Source organism: Streptomyces sp. NBC_01294, assembly GCF_035917235.1.
In the GTDB taxonomy this organism is placed as follows: domain Bacteria; phylum Actinomycetota; class Actinomycetes; order Streptomycetales; family Streptomycetaceae; genus Streptomyces; species Streptomyces caledonius.
Genome location: NZ_CP108423.1, coordinates 3,628,503 through 3,650,793, shown reverse-complemented (window position 1 = coordinate 3,650,793; position 22,291 = coordinate 3,628,503). Strand labels below are relative to the sequence as shown.

The following is a 22,291-nucleotide window of genomic DNA, read 5'->3' as shown; positions in this document are numbered from 1 at the left end:
ATGGCTGACGAGAACACGCACACCGACACCGAGGCGGCGCAGGCCCGCATGCTCCAGGAGCGGCTCGCCTCGCTGAGCCCGGAGCAGCGCGAGGTCCTGTTGCGCGCGATGCGCGAGCGCGGCCTGAAGGCGCCCGCCACCGTGGACGCGGGGGAGAAGGCCGGCGCCCGGCAGGCGGCCGCGCCGCGCCGCACCCGGCGCGCGGGCAGCACCATGGAGTTCAGCCTGTTCTTCTTCTCCGGCGACGGCACCGCCGCCGGACCGGGGAAGTACGACCTGCTCATGGAGAGCGCCCGGTTCGCCGACGCCAACGGCTTCGCGGGGATCTGGGTGCCCGAGCGGCACTTCGTGGACTTCGGCGGGCTCTACCCCAACCCCTCGGTCCTGGCGGCGGCCATCGCCGTACAGACGCAAGCGATCCAGATCCGTGCGGGCAGCTGCGTCCTGCCGCTGCACCACCCGGTGCGGGTCGCCGAAGAGTGGGCCGTCGTCGACAACCTCTCCGGCGGGCGGGCCGCGATCTCCGCGGCCTCCGGCTGGCATCCCGACGACTTCCTCCTGGCCCCCGGCGACGGGCAGCAGCGCTACCCGCGCCGCAAGGAGGAGATGTTCGAGGCGATCGAGACGATCCAGCGGCTGTGGGCCGGGGAGAGCGTCGAACTGCCGCGCGCCGACGGCTCGCTCCAGTCGGTGCGCACCCTGCCGCGCCCGATCCAGGCCGAGCTCCCCGTGTGGGTGTCGGCGCAGGGCAGCCCCGAGACGTTCGTCAAGGCCGGCGAGGCCGGTGCGTACCTGCTGACCGGTCTCGTCGCGCAGCGGCCCGCCGACCTCAAGGACAAGATCGCCGCCTACCGCGAGGCGCTCGCCGGCGCCGGGCACGACCCGGCCCGCGCCAAGGTCACCGCGATGGTGCACACCTTCCTCGACTCCGACGACGAGAGCGCCCGGGAGATCGTGCGGGAGCCGCTGACCGGCTACCTCAAGACCTTCCTCGCCCAGCAGGACAGCTTCGGCAGCGAGTACTCCAAGCTCTCCGAGGCCGAGCGCGACGTGATGCTGAACGCCACCTTCGAGCGGTACTTCGACACGCTCGCACTGCTCGGCACGCCCGACAAGTGCGAGTCCCTGATCGAGGACCTGGTCGACATCGGCGTGGACGAGGTGGCCTGCCTGGTCGACTTCGGCCTCGCGCCGGGCCAGGTCGTCAAGGGCCTGGAACACCTCACCGAACTCAAGAACCGGTACCGGCCCGCCGAGGCCGACGCCGAAGGAGACCAGTCGTGACCGAACTCGCCAACCGGCTGGCCGGCCTCACCCCCGCCCAGCGGGCCCTCCTGGACAAGAAGATGCGCGAGGCCGCCCGGACGCCCGCGACCGCCGGCCCCATCCCGCGGCGCACGCACGGTGACCGGGTGCCGCTCACCGTGGACCAGGAACGCATCTGGCTCATCCACCAGTTCGACGACGAAGACCCGCTCTACAACGTGTACTTCGCCTCGAAGCTGCACGGCGAGCTCGACCGCGACGCCCTCCAGCGCGCCACCGACGCCTTCGTCGAGCGCCACGAGGCGATGCGCACCACCTTCGAGCAGGACGGCCACGCTCCCGTCCAGGTCGTCCACGCGGCGATGGACGTGCCCGTCCGCCACGTCGACCTGCGTTCCGTACCGGAGGCGGAGCGCGAGGCCGAGCTGACGCGGCTCGCCACCGAGGAGATGCGCGCCCCCTTCGACCTGGTCAAGGGACCGCTGCTGCGCATCGCGGTGCTGCGGATCGCCGACGACCGGCACGTGCTCGTCGGCACCGTCGACCACCTGGTCTGGGACCGCGGCTCGATGGGCATCTTCAACGCCGAGTTCGCCGAGTTCTACACGGCGTTCGCGACCGGCCGGGAGCCGCAGCTGCCGCCGATCGAGGTGCACTACGCGGACTACGCCGAGTGGCAGCCGCAGTGGCTGCGCGAAGAGGTCCGGCACAAGCACCTGCCGTACTGGAAGAAGCAGCTCGAAGGCGCCGAACTGGTCCTGGAACTGCCCACCGACCGGCCGCGCCCGCCGGTCATGACCTCCAATGGCGCCCGCTACCAGTTCCCGCTCACCCCGGAGCTGACCCAGGCCGTCCGCGACCTCGCCAAGCGCGAGGACGTGACGATCAACATCGTGCTGCTCGCGGCCTGGAAGACGCTGCTGCACCGGCTCACCGGCCAGCAGGACGTGGTCGTCGGCACCACGTCCTCGACCCGGGGCAGGCCCGAGACCGAGCCGATGATCGGCTACTTCCTCACCATGCTGCCGCTGCGCACCACGGTCGCGCCCGCGATGACCGTCCGCGAGCTGCTCCAGGCGACCCGCTCCACCATGCTGGGCGCCTTCGACCACTACGACATCCCGTTCGGCACCCTCCTCGACGAGCTGGACATCGTCCGCGACCCCAGCCGCACCCCGATCTACCAGGCCTCCTTCATCCTGGTCGACTTCGTCCACGAGGACCCGCCGCCGATGGCCGGGCTGCGCGTCGAGGAACTGATGCTCGACAACGCCACCGCCAAGGACGACGTGTTCCTCGGGTTCCTCGACGACCCGCAGCTCGCCGCCGACCACCTCCACGGCCTGTTCGAGTACAACACCGACCTGTTCGACGAGAGCACGATGGCCCGGATGGCCCGCCAGGTCGTGAGCCTCCTGGAGCAGATGACCGAGGACGCGGGGCGCACCGTCCAGGACCTGTCGCTGGTCGACGCCGACGAGGCGCACACCCTGCTCGTCGAGTGGAACAGCACCGCCGCCGAGCGCGAGCCCGGCCTGGGCCTGGACGACCTGGTGCGCCGCCAGGCCGCCGCGACCCCCGACGCGGTCGCCGTCTCCTGCGGCGGGGAGCAGCTGACGTACGCCGGACTTCTGGAGCGCTCCGGCAAGGTGGCCTCCCACCTCCAGGCGCGCGGCGTCACCCCCGAGACCGTCGTCGGCGTCTGCCTGGACCGCTCGGTGGACCTCGTCGTCGCCCTGCTCGGCGTGCTCATGTCGGGCGGCGCCTACCTGCCGCTCGACGCCGCCTACCCGGCGCAGCGCCTCGCCGACATGACCGGCGACGCCGGCACCGGGTTCCTGCTCACCCGCGACGGCCTGCTCGACGCGCTCGCCCTGTGCCCGGGCGAGCGGATCCGCCTGGACACCGACGCCGAGGCGATCGCCGCCGCGCCCGCCATCCCGGCGAAGCCCGCCTCCGGCGAGGACCGGCTCGCGTACGTCATCTACACCTCGGGCTCCACCGGCCGCCCCAAGGGCGTCGAGGTGACCCACCGCAACCTGGTCAACCTGCTCCTCGCGATGGCCCGCGAGACCGGGCTCGCCCCGGGCGACACCCTCGCCGCCGTCACCCCCGTCACCTTCGACATCGCGGGCCTGGAGCTGTACGCCCCGCTGATCAGCGGGGCCCGGGTGCACGTCGTCACCAAGGAGCAGGCCGTCGACGGCCGGCGGCTCGCCGAGCTGCTCGCCGAGACCGGCGCCACCGTCATGCAGGCCACCCCCGCCACCTGGCACCTGCTGGTGGAGGCGGGCTGGCACAACGACGGCTCGCTGCGCGTCCTGGTCGGCGGCGAGGCCCTGCCGCCCGCCCTGGCCGAGCAGCTGGTCCGCGAGCCCGGCCGCACCTGGAACGTGTACGGCCCCACCGAGACCACCATCTGGTCCACGTTCCAGCGACTGGACAGCGGCACCGAGCAGATATCCATCGGCCGGCCGCTCGACAACACCCAGGTGTACGTCCTGGACGAGCGGCTCGCCCCGGTCCCCGTCGGCATGCCCGGCGACCTGTACCTGGGCGGCACGGGTGTCGCCCGCGGCTACCGCGGCCGGCCCGGCCTGACCGCCGAGCGGTTCGTGCCCGACCCGTTCGGCGGCCGCCCCGGCGCCCGCCTCTACTTCACCGGCGACAAGGCGCGGCTGCGCGAGGACGGCACGCTCGTCTTCCTCGGCCGCGACGACGGCCAGGTCAAGCTGCGCGGCTTCCGCATCGAACCGGGCGAGATCGAGGCCCGGCTGGAGGAGCACCCGGTGGTGCGCCGCGCGGTCGCCCTGGTCCGCGAGGACCGGCCCGGCGACAAGCGGCTCACCGGGTACGTCGAGTCCGCCGACGAGGCGCTGACCGCCGAGGAGCTGCGCGAGCACTTGCACGGCTTCCTGCCCGACTACATGGTCCCCGCCGCGATCGTCCGTCTGGAGACCTTCCCGCTGAACACCAGCGGGAAGATCGACCGCCGGGCGCTGCCCGCTCCCGTCGTCGACCGCGACGCGGCGAGCTACGTACCGCCCCGCGACGCCGTCGAGCTGGAGGTCGCGCACCTCTGGGAGGAGGTCCTCGGGGTCTCCCCGATCGGCCTGCACGACCGCTTCTTCGACCTGGGCGGCCACTCCCTGCTCGTGCTGCGCCTGATGGCGGAGATCGAGAAGCGGTTCGGGCAGCAGCTCCCGATGGCGGCGATCTTCCGCGGCGCCACCGTCGAGCGGTTCGCCCGGATGCTGCGCGAGGGCTACCAGGACGAGACCGGGGTGCACCTGGTCGAACTCGGCTCCGGCGACGGCACCGGCTCCCCGGTGTTCTTCGCCCACCCGGCCGGCAGCGAGGTCGTCTGCTACATGCCGTTCGCCGCGCTCGTCGAGCCCGCCGGGCGCCCGCTGTACGCGCTGGCCTCGCCGCCGCCCGTCGACGGCGAGCTGCCGTTCGCCGGCTTCGGCGACCGCGCCGCGAAGTACGCCGAGCTGATCCGCGAGACCCAGCCCGAGGGCCCCTACACCGTCGCCGGCTGGTGCTACGGCGGCGCCAACGCCTTCGCCGTCGCGGGGGAGCTGGAGAAGAGCGGCGCCGAGGTGTCGGTGGTCATGATGGACGCGCACGCGCCCGCCGTCGTGCCGGCCGGCTCCGAGCCGGACCCCGCCGAGATCGTCGAGGCCATCGCCGCCAACCTCCAGTGGGACTACGGCGACCGCCTCAAGCCGCTCGCCGAACTGCGGACCATGGACGAGGGCGAGCACCTCGACTACCTGCTCGGCATCGCCCGCGCCTCCGACTACCTGCCGCCGGACGCCGGCCGCGAGCAGATCCGCGACATCTACGCACTGTGGGTCGCCAACCTGCGCCTGGTGTGGAACTTCCGGCCGTCCCCCGTCAAGGGGAAGGTCACGCTGATCCGCGCCGGCGAGGAGGAGTGGGACCTCGCCGCCTCCTGGAACGAGCTGACCGGGCAGCACTTCGACGTCCGCACGGTCGACGGCAACCACTACACGATGATGCGCCACCCCCACATCGAGGGCGTCGCCGCAGTGCTCAACGACGTACTGAACGGCGCTGCCGGGAACGGTGAGGGAGACGATGCTTGAGCTGCTGAAGGACCGGACGTACATCCGCTACTGGCTGGCCGTCGTCGCCTCCTTCCTCGGTGACGCCATCACGAAGATCACCCTGATCTATGTGGTGGCCACCGAGACCGACGACCCGGTCCTGTACGTCTCCCTGGTCGTCATCGCACAGCTGCTGCCCTTCGGCGTGCTCGGCGCGTTCGTCGGACCGCTGGCCGACCGGCTGCCGGCCCGGATGCTCATGGTCGGCTCGGACCTGGTCCGCGTCGTCCTCGTGCTCGCGATGATCGTCGTACGGGACTCGCCGCTGCTGCTGCTCCTGCTCATCCTGCTCAGCGGCATCGCCAAGGCCTTCTTCGAGACGGCCCGCATCACCGCGATCCCGCTGATCGTGCGCGGGCACAGCATCCCGACCGCGGTCGCCCTCTTCCAGTCCACCAACCACACCCTCAATCTGGTGGGCCCGGCGCTCGGCGGACTGCTCATCGCCTTCGGCAGCGTCACCGCGGTCTTCGTGCTTGACGCCGCGACGTTCGTGCTCTCCGCGGTGCTGCTCGCCAGCATGGCGGTGCTGCGGGAGGTGCCCGTGCGGGGCGCCGACAGCGGCCGCGAGGGGTACTGGCAGTCGCTGCGCACCGGCATCTCCGGTGTGCTCGCCGTGCCGTCGCTGCGGTTCCTGGCGATCGTCATGGTCCCGGTGATGCTGGTCCTCGGCCTGTTCACCACCAACCTCAACTCCCAGCTCCTGAGCGTCTTCGAGCTGCCCGCCTTCGAGTACGGACTGGCGCAGGCCGGGTTCGGCGCGGGCTGTGTGATCGGCGCGCTCACCGGTCCGCCGCTCGTGCGCCGGTTCTCCGACCGGGGACTGCTCATCGGGTCGATCGTGCTCTTCGGCGCGTCCCTGCTGCTGCTCGCCCCCACCGGCACGGCGTGGGAGGCCACCGACCAGGGCGTGCTCGGTCTGATCGTCGTCCTGCTCTGGTGCGTCCTCGCCGGACTCGGCTCCGGGCTCTTCCAGGTGCCGGTCGCCAACACGCTGCTCAGCGACCTGCCCGAGGAGCTGCGCGGCCGCGGCGTCGGCCTGCTCAACGCCCTGATGGTCAACTTCACCGTCCTCGGCGTGGTCGTCGGCGGCCTGCTCGCCGGGCTCGTCGGCATCGCCGCCTCCATCGTGGTGGCCGGCGCCGTCCTGGTGGCCGCCGCCCTGGTCCTCCTCGCCCCCGGGCTGCGCGGCGGCCCCGGCGACAAGGCGGGCACCCCGGAACCGGAGGCCGTCGCATGACCGCGTTTCCCCCCACCCTGCTTCCCCTGACCCCCGCCCAGCGGCGGCTGTGGGCCCTCGGCCAGCTCCGCCCCGGCGATCCGTTCTTCAGCATCCCCTTCGCCGTCACCATCGAGGGCACGCTCGACGGCGACGCCCTGCAGCGCGCCCTGGACGCCCTCGTCCGGCGGCACGACGCGCTGCGGGTGCGCATCGTGCGGGACCCCGGCGGCGAACCCGTCCAGCTGGTCGGGGCGCCCGGCCGGGTCGGCCTCGACCGGCTCGACGCGACGCCGCAGGAGGCGGCCGACCTCGCGGACGCCTTCGCCCGCACCCCCTTCGACCTCGACGGCGGGCCGCTGCTGCGGGTCCGGCTGCTGCGCCTCGGCGAGACGCGGCACCAACTCCTCGTCGGCGTCCACCACATCGTCTTCGACGGGGCCTCGCTGGAGCTGTTCACCACCGAACTCGCCGCCCTGTACGAGGCGTTCGCGCGCGGCCTCGCCGACCCGCTGCCCCGGCCGGCCGTCGGGTACGGGGAGTTCCTCGCCGAGCGCACCGCCCAGGACGAGGCGGCCAGGCCCGAGCGGCTCGCCTACTGGACGCAGCGCCTGGCCGGCGCCCCCGACCTCCTCGAACTGCCGCTCGACGGGCCCCGCCGGGCCCGCGCCGGGCACGAGGGCGGCCGGGTCACCACCGTCGTACCCGAGTCGGTCGTGGAGCCCCTGCGCCGGCTGGCCCGCACCCGGCGCGCCAGCCTGTTCATGGTGCTGAAGGCCGCCGTCGACGTGGTGCTCAGCCAGTACGGCGGCGCCGACGTGCTGACCGGCATGGCCGTCTCCGGACGCGACACGACCGAGAGCGCCCGCGTCATCGGCTACCTCACCCGGCCCGTCGTCCTGCGCGGCGAGCTGGTCGGCGACCCGGAGTTCGGCGACCTGATCGGCCGGGTGCGCGGTGACCTCCTGGACGCCCTCGACCACCCCGACCTGCTCGTCGACGAGGTCATGGACCGGCTCGGGCTCGCCCGCGACCCGAGCTACCACCCGCTCTACCAGGTCATGTACACGCACGCGCCGGCCGCGCCCGTCCACGAGGCGGCCGGCGCCCGGTTCGGCGCCGCCGAGCTGCGCCTGCCCACCATGAAGACCGACCTGGCGATCGACACCGTCGAGACCGGCGAGGGCCTGCTCGCCCTCGCCGACTACCGCACCGACCTCTTCGACGAGGCCACCGTGGAGCTGCTGCTCGCCCGGCTGCGCACCGTCCTGGAGCGGATCGGCGCCGACCCCTCGGCCCGCGTCTCCGCGCTGCTGCGCACCGACCCGCCTGCGGCCGTCGCGGCGTACGAGGACGGGAGCCTGCTGCACGAGTTGGTCGCCGAGCAGATCGCCCGCACCCCCGACGCGGTCGCCGTGGCCGCGGGGGCGCGCACCTGGACGTACCGCGACCTCGACCGCGCCGCGGACCGGGTGGCGGCGCGCCTGCGGGCGCTCGGGACCGGCCCCGAGACCCCGGTCGGGGTGTGCGTGCCCAAGTCCTTCGCGCTGGCCGCCGCCCAGCTGGGCGTGATCAGGGCGGGCGGGACGTGCGTACCGCTCGACCCGGAGCTGCCCGCGTTCCTGCTGCGGCTCGCCGCGGACGACGCGGGGCTGCGGACGGTCCTCGCGGACGCGTACTCCAGCGCGCTGTTCGACCACACCCGGGTCGACGTGCTGGACCCGGAGGCCGACGCCGAAGCCGAAGCCGAAGCCGAGGACGAGCCCGAGGGCGGCGCGGCGGCGGACGCCGTGCGCGTCACCGCGCGCGGCGCCGCCTGGGTGCTGCGGACGGCGGGCGTCACCGGCGAGCCGCGCGCGGTCGTCGCCGAGCACCGCAATCTGGTGTCCCGGCTGCGCTGGGCCCATCGCGAGCTGCCCGCGCACGCCTTCGACGCGGTCGCCCAGCTGGCGGCGCCGGACGCGCCGGCCGCGTTCCTGGAGCTGTTCGGCCCGCTGACCCGGGGCGGCCGCGCGGTCGTCCCGACCGGCGGCGACGAGGCCACCGTGCTCGCGGCCCCCGCCGAGCTGGCGGGGTTGCTGACGAGCGGCGCGCCGGTCACCGTACTGACCACGGGCGAGCCCCTGTTCCCGGCCGCCCTCGCCGCAGCGCGGGCCGCCGGGGCCGCGGACGTGCACCAGCTGTACAGCAGCGCCGAGACCGCGGGCCCCGCGCTCGCGGGCCCGGCGCGGACGCCGGAGGGCGAGGGCTACGGCCCCCTGCCGCTCGGGCTGCCGGCCGGCGCCACCGCCTACGTCCTGGACGCGGACGGCGAGATCGCGGCGCCCGGCGCGGTCGGCGAACTGCACATCGGCGGCCCGGCCGTCACCCGGGGCTACCTGGACCGGGCGAGCCGCACCGCCGCACGCTTCCTGCCCGACCCGTTCGGAGCGGAGCCCGGCGCGCGCCTGTTCGCCACCGGCGACCTGGCCCGCGGGCTTCCCGACGGCCGGTTCGTCTTCGCCGGCCGGGCCGCCGACCAGACCCTGGTACGGGGCGTCCGGGTGGCCGCCATCGACGTCGAGGGCGCGCTCCTCGCGCACCCCGACGTGGTCCGGGCACAGGTCCTCACCGACCCGGCGGACGGCTCCCTCGCGGCGGCCGTCGCGGCCGGGCCGGGCGCGGACCTGACCGTCGACGCACTGCGCACCCACCTGCGCGAGCTGCTGCCCGGCCACCTGCTGCCCGCCCGGCTGCACCTGGCCGACCGGCTGCCGCTGCTGCCCGGCGGGCGCCCCGACCGGGAGCGGATCGCCAAGCTGCTCGCCGAGGCGGCCGCCGCCCAGGCCGCGCGGCCGGCCCAGGACGCCGCCGCGCAGCCGGTGAGCGACGCCGAGCGGACCGTCGCCGCGGCCTGGGAGCAGGTGCTCGGCCGGAGCGTCGGAGCGTCGGAGAACTTCTTCGACGCCGGCGGCAACTCGCTGCTCCTGATCCGCCTGCGCGACCGGCTGCGTACCGCACTGGACCGCGACGTCGACGTGGTGGACCTGTTCCGCCACTCCACCGTCCAGGCCATGGCCGCCTTCCTGGGCGGCGCGCCCGCCACGGACGCCCCGTCGGCCGCCGGAGAGCGCGGCCACAACCGGGCCCAGGCCCGCGCCGAGGCCATGCGCGCCCGCGGCCGCACCCGACAGACCAGCACACCGATACCGAGGAAGCGATGAACGACCGGCAACAGCGCACGCTCTACCAGTGGTTCGAGGAATCGGCCCTGCGTCACCCCGGCCTGCCCGCCCTGGAGATCGGCGACGAGGTACTGACCTACGGCGAGCTGCGCGCCCTCGCGCTCACCCTCGCCGACCGCATCGCCGCCAAGCACGGCTCGCTGCCCACCCGGGTGGCGCTCGCCGCCACCCGCTCGGTCGCCGCGTACGCCGGCTACCTGGCGGTCCAGCGGCTCGGCGCGGGCGTCGTCCCCCTCAACCCCGACTACCCCGCGCAGCGCAACCTCGACATCGCCCAGCGGGCCGGCGTCGAGGTGGCCCTGGTGGACACCCGGTCCGCCGACCTGTTCGCGCGGCTGCCCGAGCGGTACCGGCCCACCGTCCTCGAACTCGACGAGGACGAGCGGGCGTCCGGGACGCTGACCGACGTACTGGAGCAGTCGCTGCCGCCGGTTCCGGACGACCCGGACCGCGAGGCGTACCTGCTGTTCACGTCGGGTTCCACCGGTCAGCCCAAGGGCGTGCCGATCCGGCACCGGAACACCTCGCTGTTCCTCGCGCACAACATCGAGCGGTACGAGATCGCGCCCGGCGCCCGGCTCACCCAGACCTTCGGCCTGACCTTCGACGCGCACGTCATCGACCTGTTCGCGACCTGGGGCGGCGGCGCCACCCTGGTGGTCCCGCTCGCCGCCGACCTCTACCGGCCGGTCGACTTCATCGTCGAGCGCGAGCTCACCCACTGGTTCTCGGTCCCCTCGGTGATCCGCCAGGCGCAGCGGCTCGGCAACCTGCCGACGGGCCGCGCCGTGAACCTCCGGCACAGCATGTTCGGCGCCGAGCCGGTCACCACCCAGCACGCCGAACTGTGGCGCGCGGTCGCCCCGAACGCCGTGATCCACAACGTGTACGGGCCCACCGAGCTGACGGTGTGCTGCACCAACCACGCGCTGTCCGGGCCGAGTACGGACTGGCCGGAGTTCACCGGCGGCACCGTGCCGATCGGCGTCCCCTTCCCGGGGATGGAGACGGTGCTGCTGGACGAGGACGGCCTGGCCGCCGACAACGAGGGCGAGCTGTGCGTGCGCGGCCCGCAGCGCTTCGCCGGCTACCTCGACCCGCGCGAGAACGCCGGGCGCTTCGTGTCGTACGAGGCCGACGGGGGCCCTGCCGTGGGCTACGACGGCAGCACCGCACTGACCGACCGCCACTGGTACCGCACCGGTGACCGGGTCCGCCGCGAGAACGGGCTCTACGTGCACTGGGGCCGCCTCGACCAGCAGGTCAAGGTGCGCGGCTTCCGCATCGAGCTCGGCGAGATCGAGGCGGCCGTGCACCGCCACCCGCACGTCATCGACGCCGCGGTGCTCGCCCTGCCGGGCCCGGACGGCGAGACCGAGCTGGTCGGCGCCTACGCGGGCCGCGCGGTGGACCCCGAGCGGTTCGACGCCTGGCTGCGCGAGCTGCTGCCGCTGCACATGGTGCCCGCCTCGCTCACCCACCTGCCGGGCGGCCTGCCGCTCAACGACAACGGAAAGACGGACCGCAAGGCACTGGCGCGGATCCTCGACACCACGGAGGGGTCATGACCGACGCCCTGGAGTACTGGCGGACCGAACTGGCGGGCCTGGAACCGCTGGAGCTGCCCACCGACCGGCCGCGCCCCTCGGCGCGCACCGGCGCCCTGGGCCACCTCACCCGCACCGTCCCGGCCGACACGGCGCGGGGGCTGGACAAGGCGGCCGCCGAGTACGGCACGCCGCTGTCGGCCGTGCTGCTCGCCGCCTACCAGGTGCTGCTCGGCCGGTGGACCCGGCAGCGCGACCTCGCGGTGGGCGTGCCGGGCACCGGCGGCGACCTGGCGGTCGTACGCGCCGACCTGACCGCGGGCGCGGCCTTCGCCGAGCTCGTGGCCCGGACGGACGCCGCGACGACCCGTGGGCGGGCTGCCGCGCTGCCCGTGGGCCGCCTCGCCGCGGCGTTCGCACCGGGCGCCGCTGTCGCTGTCGCTGTCGAAACCGCTGCCGATGCCAGCCACCACCCCGTGGTCCCGGCGCTGTTCACGGACGGCGCGGCCTACGCGGCCGACGGCGTCTGCCCGCCCGACCTGGTCCTGGCCCTGGACCCCGGCCGCGAGAGCGGGGGCGAGGGCGGGGGCGAGTGGGAGGCCGGCCTCGGCCTGCGCGTCGACTTCGCCGCCGAGCTGTTCGACGCGGCGAGCGCGGACCGGTTCGCCGACGGCTACCTCACCCTGCTCACCGCGATCGCCGCCGCCCCCGGCCTCCCGCTGGACGGCCTCGACCCGCTCACCGACGCCGAGCGCGAGCTGCTGCTCACCGGCTGGGGCCGCGGCCGCGCCGCGTTCCCCGCCGACGCCGACGCGGATGTCGCCGGGCTGGTCGCCGAGCAGGCCGGGCGGACGCCCGACGCCGTCGCGGTCGTCTTCGCCGCCGAGGAGCTCACCTACCGGGAGCTCGACGCCCGCGCCGACCGCCTCGCCCACCACCTGCGCGGCCTCGGCGCCGGGCCCGACGTGCCCGTCGGGGTCTGCCTGGAGCGCGGCCCCGACCTGGTCGTGGCGCTGCTCGCGGTGCTCAGGTCGGGCGCCGCCTACGTGCCGCTCGACCCCCAGCACCCGGTCGACCGCCTGGAGTTCGTCCTGCGGGACACGGCCGCGCCGGTCGTCGTCACCCAGGAGTCGCTGCGCGCGCGGCTGTCCGGCGGCGAGGGCGCAGGGCCCCGTACGCTCGTCGCGGTCGACACCGAGCGCGCGGCGATCGCCGCCTCCCCGGTCGTGGAGCCGGCGGCCGCCGCCGGGCCAGGGCGCCTCGCCTACGTCCTCTACACCTCCGGCTCCACCGGCACCCCCAAGGGCGTCGCCGTCACCCGGGGCGGCTTCCTCAACCTGCTGCGCGGCATGCGGGAGACCTTCCCGGCGCCGGCGAGCGAGCGGGTCCTGTTCACCACCTCGGCCACCTTCGACATCGCGGGCGTCGAGGTGTTCCTGCCGCTGATCACCGGCGGCCGGATCATCGGCGCGCACCAGGACCAGATCCACAACCCGCCCGCCCTCGTCGAGCTGATCGACCGGCACGCGGTGACCCTCGTACAGGCCACGCCGTCCGCGCTGCGCCCGCTCCTGGACGCCCTCGGCGACCGGCCGCGCGCCCTGGAGATCTTCGCCGCCGGCGAGGCGCTGCCCGCCGAACTGGCCGCACGGATGCTGCGTACGGGCACCCGCGTCCTCAACGGTTACGGCCCGACGGAGACCACCGTCTACGCCTCCGTCGCCGAGATCACCGACACCACCGGCGCCGTCCCCATCGGCCGCCCCACCGCCGGCACCGAGCTGTACGTCGTCGACGAGGCGGACCGGCCGGTCCCCGTCGGCGTACCCGGCGAACTGCTCATCGGCGGCGCGGGGGTGGCCCGCGGCTACCTCGGGCGCGACGACCTGACCGCCGAGCGCTTCACCGGCAACCCGTTCGCCGCCGGGCGGGTCTACCGCACCGGCGACCTGGTGCGGTGGCTGCCGGACCGCAGCCTGGAGTTCCTCGGCCGCCTCGACCACCAGGTCAAGGTGCGCGGCTTCCGCATCGAACTCGGCGAGATCGAGGCCGCGGTGCTCGCCCACGAGGACGTCGACTCCTGCGCCGTCACGGTCCGCGAGGACGTGCCCGGTGAGAAGACGCTCGTGGCGTACGTGGTCCCGGTGCCCGGCCGCCCGGCCCCCGGCATCGGCGCGCTGCGCGACTGGTGCGGGCGCACCCTGCCCGGCTACATGGTGCCCGGTACGTACGTCTTCCTGGACCGGATGCCGCTGACCACCAGCGGCAAGACCGACCGCAAGGCACTGCCCGCGCCGGACGGCGAACGCATCGGCCTGGAGGCCGAGTTCATCGCGCCGCGCACCCCCGCCGAGCGGGCGGTGGCCCGGGTGTGGGCCGAGACGCTGTACGCGGACGAGGTCGGCGCGCACGACGACTTCTTCGACCTGGGCGGCGACTCGCTGACCGCGACCCGGGTGGCGCTGCGGCTCCAGGAGGACTTCGGCCTGGAGATACCGGTGCGCACCCTGTTCACCCATTCGACCGTCGAGTCGCTCGCGGGGGCCCTGACCGTCGCCCGCCGCACCGGCGCGTTCCCGGCCGGAGGCTGACCCATGACCGCGATCCCCGACCACGGCCCCGACCACGGCCTCGACCACGGCCTCGACCACGGCCTCGACCAGGGTCCTGCCAAGGGCCTGGACAAGGGCCTCGGCGAGAACCCCGTGCTGCTCGTCGTCTACGACGCCGGCAGCCTCGCACCCACCCGGCTCGCCGAGGCGGCCCGGCAGGCCGGCTGCGACCTGGTGTTCGTCACGGCGGACACCGCCCACGCCCAGGAGATGATCCCGACCCTGGAGATGGTCGGCACCGTGGTGAACACCGCGGGCCGCACCGAGGCGCAGACCCGGGAGGCGCTGCGCGCGCTCGACCCGGCGGGCATCGTCACCTTCAGCGAGTTCCAGATCGCACCCACCGTGCGGCTCGCCGAGGCCCTCGGCCTGCGCTACCACCGGCCCGCCGACGTCGACGCCATCACCCACAAGGACCTGCAGCGCCTGCGGTTCGCCGAGGCGGGCGTCGACAGCGTGCGCTTCCGTACGCTGACCGACCCCGCGCAGGCCGACGAGGCGATCGCCCACGTCGGACTGCCCGCCATCATCAAGCCGGTGAAGGGCGCGTCCAGCCGCAACACGCAGGCCGTCGCCACCCCCGAGGAGTGCCGGGCCGCCCTCGCGGAGGTCTTCGCGGGAGCCGGGGGCGGGCCCGCCGAGACGGCCGTGATGCTGGAGGAGCTCCTGGTGGGGCGGCCGACGCCGGCGCCCTGGGGCGACTACATCGCGGTGGACTGCGTCGCCGACGGCGACGACGTCCGTCCGGTGTTCGTGACCAGCAAGTTCGCGCTGGCCGAGCCGTTCCGCGAGCGCGGCGGCTACGGCGGCTTCTCCGTCGTACCGGAGGCCGAGGAGCGTGAGGTCCGCGACCTGGCCTGCCGCGCCGTGCGCGCCCTGAACATCCACGGCGTCGCCGACGTCGAGATCAAGCTGACCGCCGGCGGCCCCCGGGTCATCGAGGTCAACGGCCGGCTCGGGGCCTGGGTCGACGACCTCGCGGTCCGCTCCGGCACCTCCGACCCGGCGTACGTCGCGGTCGCCGCCGCCCTCGGCCTCCCGTACGAGACCCCCGAGGTCAAGCAGGGCGGGCCGATCGCCTTCCACTACCTGACCGTGCCGCCCCTCGGCGCCCGCCGGGTGCGGGCCATCCGCGGCGTCTCCGCGCTGCGCCGCCTCGCCCACGTCGAGCGGGTCGTCGTCCTCGCCGAGCCCGGCGCCGACGTGGACTGGCGGATCGGCGCGCGCGGCAACACGGCGGCCGTCATCGGCTCCGCCGCCACCCATGAGGAACTGGCCGCGACCGTCGCCGCCATCGAGAGCGTGGACTGGATCGACTATGAGTGAGTTCCCCGTACGAGCACCCGAGTTCGTCGTCTTCGACCTGGACGGTGTCCTCGTCGACACGCAGGCCGCCGAGAACGGCGGGATCGCCCACGTCGGCGAACTGATGGGCCTGCGCCTGACCCGCGAGCAGCAGGACGAGCTGTTCTCCGGCAAGAAGATGCAGGAGTGCATCGACCTGATGGCGGACCTGGCGCGCACCGACCCGCCGCAGGACGCCATGGTGATCGCCCGCGCCAAGTGCGAGGAGCTGATCGGCGACCGCATCGAGCCCATCGACGGCGTCGCGTACGCCCTCGAACAGCTCGCGGCCGCCGTCGGCGACCGCATGTGCGTGGCCTCCAACAGCCCGCTCGGCATCATGAAGAGCCGCCTGGAGAAGGCCGGCATCCTGCACCACTTCGGCGGCCGGCTCTTCTCGGCGTACGACGTCGACGCGTGGAAGCCCGACCCGAGGCTGTTCCTCCGGGCCGCCGAGCAGTGCGGCGTCACGCCCGACGAGTGCGTCGTGGTCGAGGACAGCCCGGTCGGCGTGGACGCCGCCGTGGCCGCCGGGATGCGGGTCCTGCAGTACACCGCCGACCCGGCCACCCCGCCCCACCGCGAGGGCGCCGTCACCTTCCCGTCCATGCGCCTGCTGCCCCGGCTCGTCCGCGACGCCCACCTGATGGCGCCCGCCGCCACCCCCTTCGCCGCTGCCGCACCCTTCGGAGGTACCTCATGAGCAACGCCCGCAAGATCATGGTCCTGGGCGCCGGCGACATCGGCCGCCGCGTCTTCCACGAGCTGGCGCACAGCGCGCACCCCCGCCACGTCCAGCTGGTCGGCCGCGACGAGGAGACCCTCCTCAAGGCCGCCAACCTGACGCGCTTCTGCAGCGTCCAGCGCGGCCACAGCACCGAGGTCAGCCACGCGCAGACCGACATCACCGACGTGGCGCGCACCGCCGAGCGGATAGCCGCCTTCGGCCCCGACATCATCTTCCTGGCCGTCAGCTACCAGTCCTGGTGGGTCATCTCCACGCTCCGGCAGGACGCCTTCCAGCGGGTGTACGCCGCCAACTACGGCCCGTGGCTGCCCATGCACCTGGTCCCGGTGATGAAGGCCATGGAGGCCGTGCGCCTCTCCGGCACCCAGGCCCTGGTCGTCAACGCCGCCTACCCCGACGCCGTGCACCCCGCGCTCGCCGCGATCGGCCTCTCCCCGGACATCGGCATCGGCAACGTCGCCAACAACGTCCCCGGCATCACCGCCGTGGCCGCCGACGAGCTGGGCCGCAGCGCCGCCGACGTCGAGGTGCGCCTGGTGGCCCACCACTACGTCTCGCACCGCCTGTCCCGCACCGGCAACAGCGGCCCCGCCGGCATGGGCCTCGGCATCCGCCTCGACGGGCGCGACGTCACCGGCGAGCTGGACGTCGCGGCGCTCCTGAACCGCCTGCCCGGCGCGTACCGCCGCACCGGAGGCCTGCCCGGCCAGACGATGACCGCGTCCTCCGCGCTCAGCGTCCTGGAGCCGCTCGCCGACGAGCGCGACGCGGTGGTCCACGCGCCCGGCGCCGACGGGGCGCTCGGCGGCTACCCGGTGGCGATCGAGAACGGCAAGTTCCGCGCGCTGCTCCCCGACGGCATGACGGCGGACGAGGCGCACGCCATCAACGTCTCCGGTCAGCTGCACGACGGCATCAGCGAGATCCGCGCGGACGGCACGGTGGTCTTCGAGCCCCATGCGATGGCGATCATGAAGGAGGAGCTCGGCTACGACTGCGGCGAGATGAGGCTCTCGGAGGCCGAGGGCCGCGCCCGGGAGATCGCCGAGCGCTTCGCGGCCTACCGCGACCGCACCGCCCGGTGACCCACGCTCCCTCGCGGTGGGCGGCGTCCGGCCTGGAACGCGTCTGGCAGCAACGGGTCTCCGAGTACCTCCCGGAGGCCGCCCGCCACGCGTCCGTCCTGGACGCAGCCGAACACGCCCGGCTCGCCGCCTTCCGGACGACGGCCGACCGGGACCGCTACCTGGTGGCCCACGTGGCGGTACGCCGGCTCCTCGGGGAGCGCCTGGGCGTGGCCCCCTCGGCGGTACGCCTCACCCGGGAGCCCTGTACGGGGTGCGGCGGCCCGCACGGCCGCCCCGCCGTCGCGGGCGCCACCGGCGTGCACTTCTCGCTCTCGCACGCGGGTGACCTGGTGGCCGTCGCGGTGGCCGTCGTCCCCGTGGGCGTGGACGTGGAGGAGGTCCCGTGGCCGCAGGTCGTGGCCCGGACCGCCCCGACGGCACTGCACCCCGGGGAGCTGGCCGAACTGGCCGCGCTCCCGGTGGCCGCCCGCCCGGCGGCGTTCGCGCGCTGCTGGACGCGCAAGGAGGCGTACCTGAAGGGCACGGGCGCGGGCCTGAACACGGCGCCGGCCACGGTCCGGGCCGGCGCCGGGCCCCGGCCCGCCCGGATCCCCGGGTGGCGGGTGACGGACGTGGCGACGCTGCCGGGATACGCGGCAGCGGTGGCCACGCGTGAGCCGTACGAAGCGAACGACCACGAAGATCTGCCGGACGGAGAGGGACCAGGATGAGGCTGTTGCTGCTGGGCGGAACGGACTTCGCGGGGCGTGCCGTCGCCGAGGGCGCGGTGGCCCGGGGCTGGGACGTGACCGTCTTCCACCGGGGCGAGCACCCGGCCCCGCCCGGCGTGCAGGTACGGCACGGCGACCGCACGCGCGAGGACGGGCTGGCCGCCCTCGCGACGGGGGAGTGGGACGCGGTCGTCGACACCTGGTCGGGCGCCCCGACCGTGGTGCGCGACGCGGCCGCCCTGCTGGCCGGGCGCGCCGGACGTCACGCCTTCGTCTCCAGCCGCTCGGTGTACGCGTGGCCGGCGCCGGCGGGCCTGGACGAGTTCGGCCCGTCGGCCGACGGCGACCCGGACGCGGAGGCGACCGACTTCGCGGCCGACAAGCGCGGGTCGGAACTGGCCGTGCTCCGCGCGTTCGGCGCGGAGCGCACGCTGCTGGTCCGCCCGGGCCTGATCCTGGGCCCGCGCGAGAACGTGGGCCGCCTGCCGTGGTGGCTGGCCCGCATCGCCAGGGGCGGCGAGATCCCGGCCCCCGGCCCCCGGGAAACCCCGCTGCAGTACATCGACGTACGCGACCTGGCGACCTGGCTCCTGGACGCCCTGGAGTCGGCCCTGCACGGCCCCTACAACCTGGTCTCGCAGCCCGGCCACACCACCATCGGCGAACTCCTGGACACCTGCGTACGCGTCACGGGCGCCACCGCCGAGCTCCGCTGGACGCCACCCGAAGCGATCGCCGCCGCCGGCGTCTCCCCGTGGACCGACCTCCCCATCTGGGCTCCGCCGGGCACGGACTTCCACGCCGCGATCCACGCGGGCGACGTCACCCGGGCCCACGCCACGGGCCTCCACTGCCGCCCGGTCACGGAGACGATCGAGGACACCTGGACCTGGCAGCAATCGGTTCCGGAACCCGAACTGCACCTCGCGGCCGGCCTGACCGCCCAAGCGGAAGCCACCCTTGTCGGTGGCCGACCATAGGCTTCACCGGGTGAGTGATCTTTATGAGCTGACGATTGCCGTCGACCTGCGGGACGAGATCTCCGAGACGGAGCTTGCCGAGCTGAGCTGGCATCTGGGGATCGGGCCGCAACCGGAGCGCCTGTCCATCGTGACCAGGTTCCCGGTCGTGGTGGAAGACGACGACGGGATCCCGGTGATCGAGGACGATCCCCATCCACTGCTGGCCGAGCGGGGCGCGGCATTGCGAGTGGGTGGTGCGCTCTGCTCGGTACTGGCCGGCCGCGCGGACCTGTCGCGTAAGGGCTGGTCGCTGACGTCCCGGCAGGAGATCCACCCGGACCAGTTCGAGGAGGTCGGTGAGCTGCTCTGCTGGCTGGCGGCAAGGGCTCACGCAACGCACCTGCGTGGGGACGGCGCGATCGGGATCGGATTCCTCAGGTTCATCGAAGCCGAGGTCCCAGACGTACTCCAGGTCGAGAACGGGCAGGTCGGCTGGCCGACCTGAAGGGCGCCGCAGACGGCTTGCAGTGGGACACCCTCCAAGCCGTCACGTGTCGAACTCCCCCAGCCATCCCCGGGCAAGGTCCCCAGGCGGGCGGCGCGGGTCGTCTCGTCGGGAGTGGCCGTGCCCGGGGCCGTCCGGGCGGGCGCCGGCTGTGGACGGAGACGTGAAGTGGCAGAACGCCCGCCCCGACCGCAGGACGTCGCCGCGGGCCTCGTTGACGCCCTCGGCCTCATGGCGCGGCTCGTCAGGGATTGCGAGCGGAGCGGTGCTACGCGTCGAACTCGCCGCGCCAGGCGAAGTCGAGGAGGGCCTCGGGGAGGTAGTCGGTCTCGACTTCGACCGGGATGCCGTTGGCCTTGGCCAGGCAGGCGATCGCGAGCGGGGCGAGGGCGACGACGCCCAGGATGTTGTGGGTGCGGTCCTCGTCGGCGGTCCAGTACTCCTTGTGCCGGCGGACGGCGTCGGCCAAGGCCTCGTTGAAGCCGGCGGGATCGTTGCGCAGGTACCGGTAGATCATCATGATCGGCGGGTACCGGAGCTTGCCCATCTCCTCCGAGTCGACGACGCGGGCCTGCTCGGGAGCGCTCAGGTCCACGGCGCGCACCAGGTGCGTGCGCAGGTCGTCACGGCGGAGCCAGAAGCTCTGGAGGGTCTCCACCCAGGCGTAGGTGTACTCGTCCAGCGCGCCGCCGAAGTCGCGGAGCAGGGAGACCGGGATCCGGGCCAGCATGTCGAGGCGGGCTGCTTCACGGCAGATCACCGCGAGGTAGAAGGCGTCGAGCCAGGTGTCCGCGTGGAGGTAGGTCTGCGGCCCGGTGGTGGCGAGGTGGCGCTCCTCCTGGCGGATCTTGCAGGTGACCGTCTCCTGGTCGGGAGCGGTGGCGGCGAAGACGGCCGAGTGCATCTGCATCGCCAGCAGCCAGGACTCCCACGTCTCCAGCATGACGGCACCGGGGTCCCCCACGGAGCGGACGAGGGCGACGTTCAGCGACTCCATGACGGCATCGGCCCTGGAGTTGTGCGAGGTCTCGATCTTCTCCAGCGATTCGGACAGTGACTCCTCCATGACGGGAACGACCGCCGCCATCTTGTCCGTCTGATAGTCCTGGCGCGTCACGATCACGGTCATGTGTGCCTTACGTGGGGAATTCGCCGAGCCAGCCGCGGGTCAGCAGGTGGTGAGGCATGTAGCCCGATTCGACCTGGACCGGCATCTTGCCGTCGAAGGCGAAGCACGCAAGGGCCAGGGGAGCCAGGGCGAGATGACCAACCGGCTTCTCGGCTCGCTGCTCGTCGACGGTCCAGTACGCCTTGTGCAGCTCCAGCGCCTGTACCAGGGCCTCGTTGAAGCCGTCCGTGTCCTGTGACGAACAGGTAGAAGAGATTGATTGGCGGAGCCAGTACGGCCTCCAGCAGTCCCCGCGGCGCTTGCACCGCGACCTCCGGTGAGGACATCTCAACTGCGCGGGTCAACTTCTCCACCAGGCCGGGCGCCTGGAGCCAGTACGTCTGCAGCGTGTCCACCCATTGCAGGACGTACTCGTCGAACCCGGCAGTGTGGAGGCGGTCGAGCGGGAACCGGGCCAGTTCAGTGATCCGAGTCTGGTCCCGGCAGACGACGGCAAGCCAGAAAGTGGTCAACCACGTTCCGAGGTCGGTGAAGCTCTGGTCTTCGTCCACGGCCGGCAGCACGCGCACCTGACGGTTGATCCGGCACTCCACGGTCCCCTCGGTCGCGGAAGCGGTCGCGAAGATGGCCGAACCCAACTGGAGTGCGTTGACCGTTGCTTCCCACGTCTCCAGCTTCGCCGCCCGCGGATCGACCGTACAACGGGCTCCAAGGTGGAGGAGCGCGTCGTTGAAGACCCGCCGAAGCGCGTGAGGGCGCCGTTCCAGCCTGCCGATGTCCTCGGTCAGATCCTCACCGAGTGACCGGGCCCACTCCTCCTCGACGACCCCCGGAGAGAAGTGTCTGCTGACAATGGTGGCCACTGGAAAGTCCCTTGCTGATGTCGACGCGTCGGTACATGACGTTTCACCCTTGCCGTCACGTGGTGAACTCGCCCACCCACGAGCGCTTGATCAGGTGCTTGGGCAAGTAGTCGGACTCGACCCCGATCGCCATGTCTGCGTCGTAGGCCATGCACGCGATGGCGAGGGGGGCCAGGGCGACGAGCCCGTCGCCGCTCAGGGAACGGGCCTCGTTGGCGGTCCAGTACTCCTTGTGCCAGGTCAGGGCGTGCACGAGGGCGTCGTTGAAGGCCTGGCCCTCGCGCCGGAGGTAGAGGTGGAAGAGTTCCAGCGGCGGATAGAGGATCTTCAGCATCAGGTCGGTGTCGGCGATACGAGCCTGCTCCGGGGCGGTGCCCTGGACCGCGGTGACCAGGGTGTCCCAGAGCTGCGAGCGTCCGTTCCAGAAGTGCTGGAGGGTCTCGATCCAGGCGTAGACGTAATCGTCGAACTCCGCGCCAGAGGCCCGCAGGAACTCCACCGGCACCTGGGCGAGCTGTTTCAGCCGGTCGTTCTCGCGGCAGATCACGGCCAGGTAGAAGGCGGTGAGCCAGTTCCCGGCGTGCAGGTACTCCTGCGGGCCGGTCGCGGGGAGCTTGCGCACCTCGGCCAGCGTCCCGACCCGAACCGCGACCGGGCCCTCCTGCGCGGTGCCGGCCGTGAAGAGGGCCGAGCCCACCTGCATGGCCAGGACCCACGACTCCCAGGCCTCCAGGCCGCCCGCCTCGGGGTCCTGGAGGCAGTGCCACTTCGCCGCGCACAGTGTCGAGGTCAACGCGTCGTAGCGGTCGTCCTCGGACGTCTCGAGCCCCTCGACGGTCTCCAGGGCCGCCGCGACGACCGGCCGCATGGCTTCGGCCGCGTTGTCGGTACGGAACGCGTGCCGGGGGAGGACAGTGTGCATGTATGGGCCTTACGTGGGA

At 73.5% G+C, this 22,291-nt stretch carries 15 protein-coding genes; 12 read left to right on the top strand and 3 right to left on the bottom strand.

The genetic code is table 11. The annotated features are described in order from the left end of the window. Genes OG534_RS16385 through OG534_RS16330 form a run of 12 tightly spaced genes read left to right on the top strand, consistent with a single transcriptional unit; the run spans position 1 to position 19,358 of the window. Positions 1-1,284, top strand: coding sequence for a MupA/Atu3671 family FMN-dependent luciferase-like monooxygenase (locus tag OG534_RS16385; protein ID WP_326588795.1), 1,284 nt, complete (start codon positions 1-3; stop codon positions 1,282-1,284). Next, positions 1,281-5,378: a non-ribosomal peptide synthetase gene (locus OG534_RS16380; RefSeq protein ID WP_326588794.1), complete on the top strand. Its 4,098-nt coding sequence runs from the start codon at positions 1,281-1,283 to the stop codon at positions 5,376-5,378. The genes OG534_RS16385 and OG534_RS16380 overlap by 4 nt, the downstream gene beginning before the upstream one ends. Beyond that, complete coding sequence (locus OG534_RS16375) at positions 5,371-6,639, top strand: MFS transporter (protein ID WP_326588793.1); 1,269 nt, start codon at positions 5,371-5,373, stop codon at positions 6,637-6,639. The genes OG534_RS16380 and OG534_RS16375 overlap by 8 nt, the downstream gene beginning before the upstream one ends. Beyond that, on the top strand, positions 6,636-9,821 hold the full coding sequence (locus OG534_RS16370; protein WP_326588792.1) for a condensation domain-containing protein: 3,186 nt from the start codon (positions 6,636-6,638) through the stop codon (positions 9,819-9,821). Before OG534_RS16375 ends, OG534_RS16370 begins: the two co-directional genes overlap by 4 nt. Continuing rightward, entirely contained in the window at positions 9,818-11,410 is a 1,593-nt protein-coding gene (locus OG534_RS16365; protein ID WP_326588791.1) for an amino acid adenylation domain-containing protein, read from the top strand. The genes OG534_RS16370 and OG534_RS16365 overlap by 4 nt, the downstream gene beginning before the upstream one ends. Then, positions 11,407-13,980, top strand: a complete 2,574-nt coding sequence (locus OG534_RS16360) for a non-ribosomal peptide synthetase (protein WP_326588790.1) — start codon at positions 11,407-11,409, stop codon at positions 13,978-13,980. Before OG534_RS16365 ends, OG534_RS16360 begins: the two co-directional genes overlap by 4 nt. Positions 13,981-13,983: 3 nt before the next feature. Next, positions 13,984-15,327, top strand: a complete 1,344-nt coding sequence (locus OG534_RS16355; protein ID WP_326588789.1) for an ATP-grasp domain-containing protein — start codon at positions 13,984-13,986, stop codon at positions 15,325-15,327. Further along, positions 15,320-16,048, top strand: coding sequence for an HAD family hydrolase (locus OG534_RS16350; protein ID WP_326588788.1), 729 nt, complete (start codon positions 15,320-15,322; stop codon positions 16,046-16,048). Before OG534_RS16355 ends, OG534_RS16350 begins: the two co-directional genes overlap by 8 nt. Beyond that, entirely contained in the window at positions 16,045-17,178 is a 1,134-nt protein-coding gene (locus tag OG534_RS16345) for a hypothetical protein (RefSeq protein WP_326588787.1), read from the top strand. The genes OG534_RS16350 and OG534_RS16345 overlap by 4 nt, the downstream gene beginning before the upstream one ends. Continuing rightward, positions 17,175-17,891: a 4'-phosphopantetheinyl transferase family protein gene (locus OG534_RS16340; RefSeq protein ID WP_442807094.1), complete on the top strand. Its 717-nt coding sequence runs from the start codon at positions 17,175-17,177 to the stop codon at positions 17,889-17,891. The genes OG534_RS16345 and OG534_RS16340 overlap by 4 nt, the downstream gene beginning before the upstream one ends. Continuing rightward, on the top strand, positions 17,888-18,871 hold the full coding sequence (locus OG534_RS16335) for an NAD-dependent epimerase/dehydratase family protein (RefSeq protein ID WP_326588786.1): 984 nt from the start codon (positions 17,888-17,890) through the stop codon (positions 18,869-18,871). Before OG534_RS16340 ends, OG534_RS16335 begins: the two co-directional genes overlap by 4 nt. Further along, entirely contained in the window at positions 18,858-19,358 is a 501-nt protein-coding gene (locus OG534_RS16330; RefSeq protein WP_326593661.1) for a hypothetical protein, read from the top strand. The genes OG534_RS16335 and OG534_RS16330 overlap by 14 nt, the downstream gene beginning before the upstream one ends. A 268-nt stretch (positions 19,359-19,626) precedes the next feature. Here OG534_RS16330 and OG534_RS16325 read toward each other — a convergent pair whose 3' ends face one another. Genes OG534_RS16325 through OG534_RS16310 form a run of 3 tightly spaced genes read right to left on the bottom strand, consistent with a single transcriptional unit; the run spans position 19,627 to position 22,272 of the window. After that, positions 19,627-20,487, bottom strand: coding sequence for an immunity 49 family protein (locus tag OG534_RS16325; protein WP_326588785.1), 861 nt, complete (start codon positions 20,485-20,487; stop codon positions 19,627-19,629). Continuing rightward, on the bottom strand, positions 20,484-21,350 hold the full coding sequence (locus tag OG534_RS16315) for an immunity 49 family protein (protein ID WP_442807093.1): 867 nt from the start codon (positions 21,348-21,350) through the stop codon (positions 20,484-20,486). The genes OG534_RS16325 and OG534_RS16315 overlap by 4 nt, the downstream gene beginning before the upstream one ends. A 55-nt stretch (positions 21,351-21,405) precedes the next feature. Further along, complete coding sequence (locus OG534_RS16310; RefSeq protein ID WP_326588784.1) at positions 21,406-22,272, bottom strand: immunity 49 family protein; 867 nt, start codon at positions 22,270-22,272, stop codon at positions 21,406-21,408. Positions 22,273-22,291: the final 19 nt, after the last annotated feature.

What these genes read in the sequence shown, in the direction of transcription:
- OG534_RS16355 (WP_326588789.1), top strand. Translation starts at nt 13,984, where the DNA reads ATGACCGCGATCCCCGACCACGGCCCCGACCACGGCCTCGACCACGGC.
- OG534_RS16360 (WP_326588790.1), top strand. Translation starts at nt 11,407, where the DNA reads ATGACCGACGCCCTGGAGTACTGGCGGACCGAACTGGCGGGCCTGGAA.
- OG534_RS16385 (WP_326588795.1), top strand. Translation starts at nt 1, where the DNA reads ATGGCTGACGAGAACACGCACACCGACACCGAGGCGGCGCAGGCCCGC.
- OG534_RS16345 (WP_326588787.1), top strand. Translation starts at nt 16,045, where the DNA reads ATGAGCAACGCCCGCAAGATCATGGTCCTGGGCGCCGGCGACATCGGC.
- OG534_RS16375 (WP_326588793.1), top strand. Translation starts at nt 5,371, where the DNA reads ATGCTTGAGCTGCTGAAGGACCGGACGTACATCCGCTACTGGCTGGCC.
- OG534_RS16365 (WP_326588791.1), top strand. Translation starts at nt 9,818, where the DNA reads ATGAACGACCGGCAACAGCGCACGCTCTACCAGTGGTTCGAGGAATCG.
- OG534_RS16370 (WP_326588792.1), top strand. Translation starts at nt 6,636, where the DNA reads ATGACCGCGTTTCCCCCCACCCTGCTTCCCCTGACCCCCGCCCAGCGG.
- OG534_RS16350 (WP_326588788.1), top strand. Translation starts at nt 15,320, where the DNA reads ATGAGTGAGTTCCCCGTACGAGCACCCGAGTTCGTCGTCTTCGACCTG.
- OG534_RS16310 (WP_326588784.1), bottom strand. Translation starts at nt 22,272, where the DNA reads ATGCACACTGTCCTCCCCCGGCACGCGTTCCGTACCGACAACGCGGCC.
- OG534_RS16325 (WP_326588785.1), bottom strand. Translation starts at nt 20,487, where the DNA reads ATGACCGTGATCGTGACGCGCCAGGACTATCAGACGGACAAGATGGCG.
- OG534_RS16335 (WP_326588786.1), top strand. Translation starts at nt 17,888, where the DNA reads ATGAGGCTGTTGCTGCTGGGCGGAACGGACTTCGCGGGGCGTGCCGTC.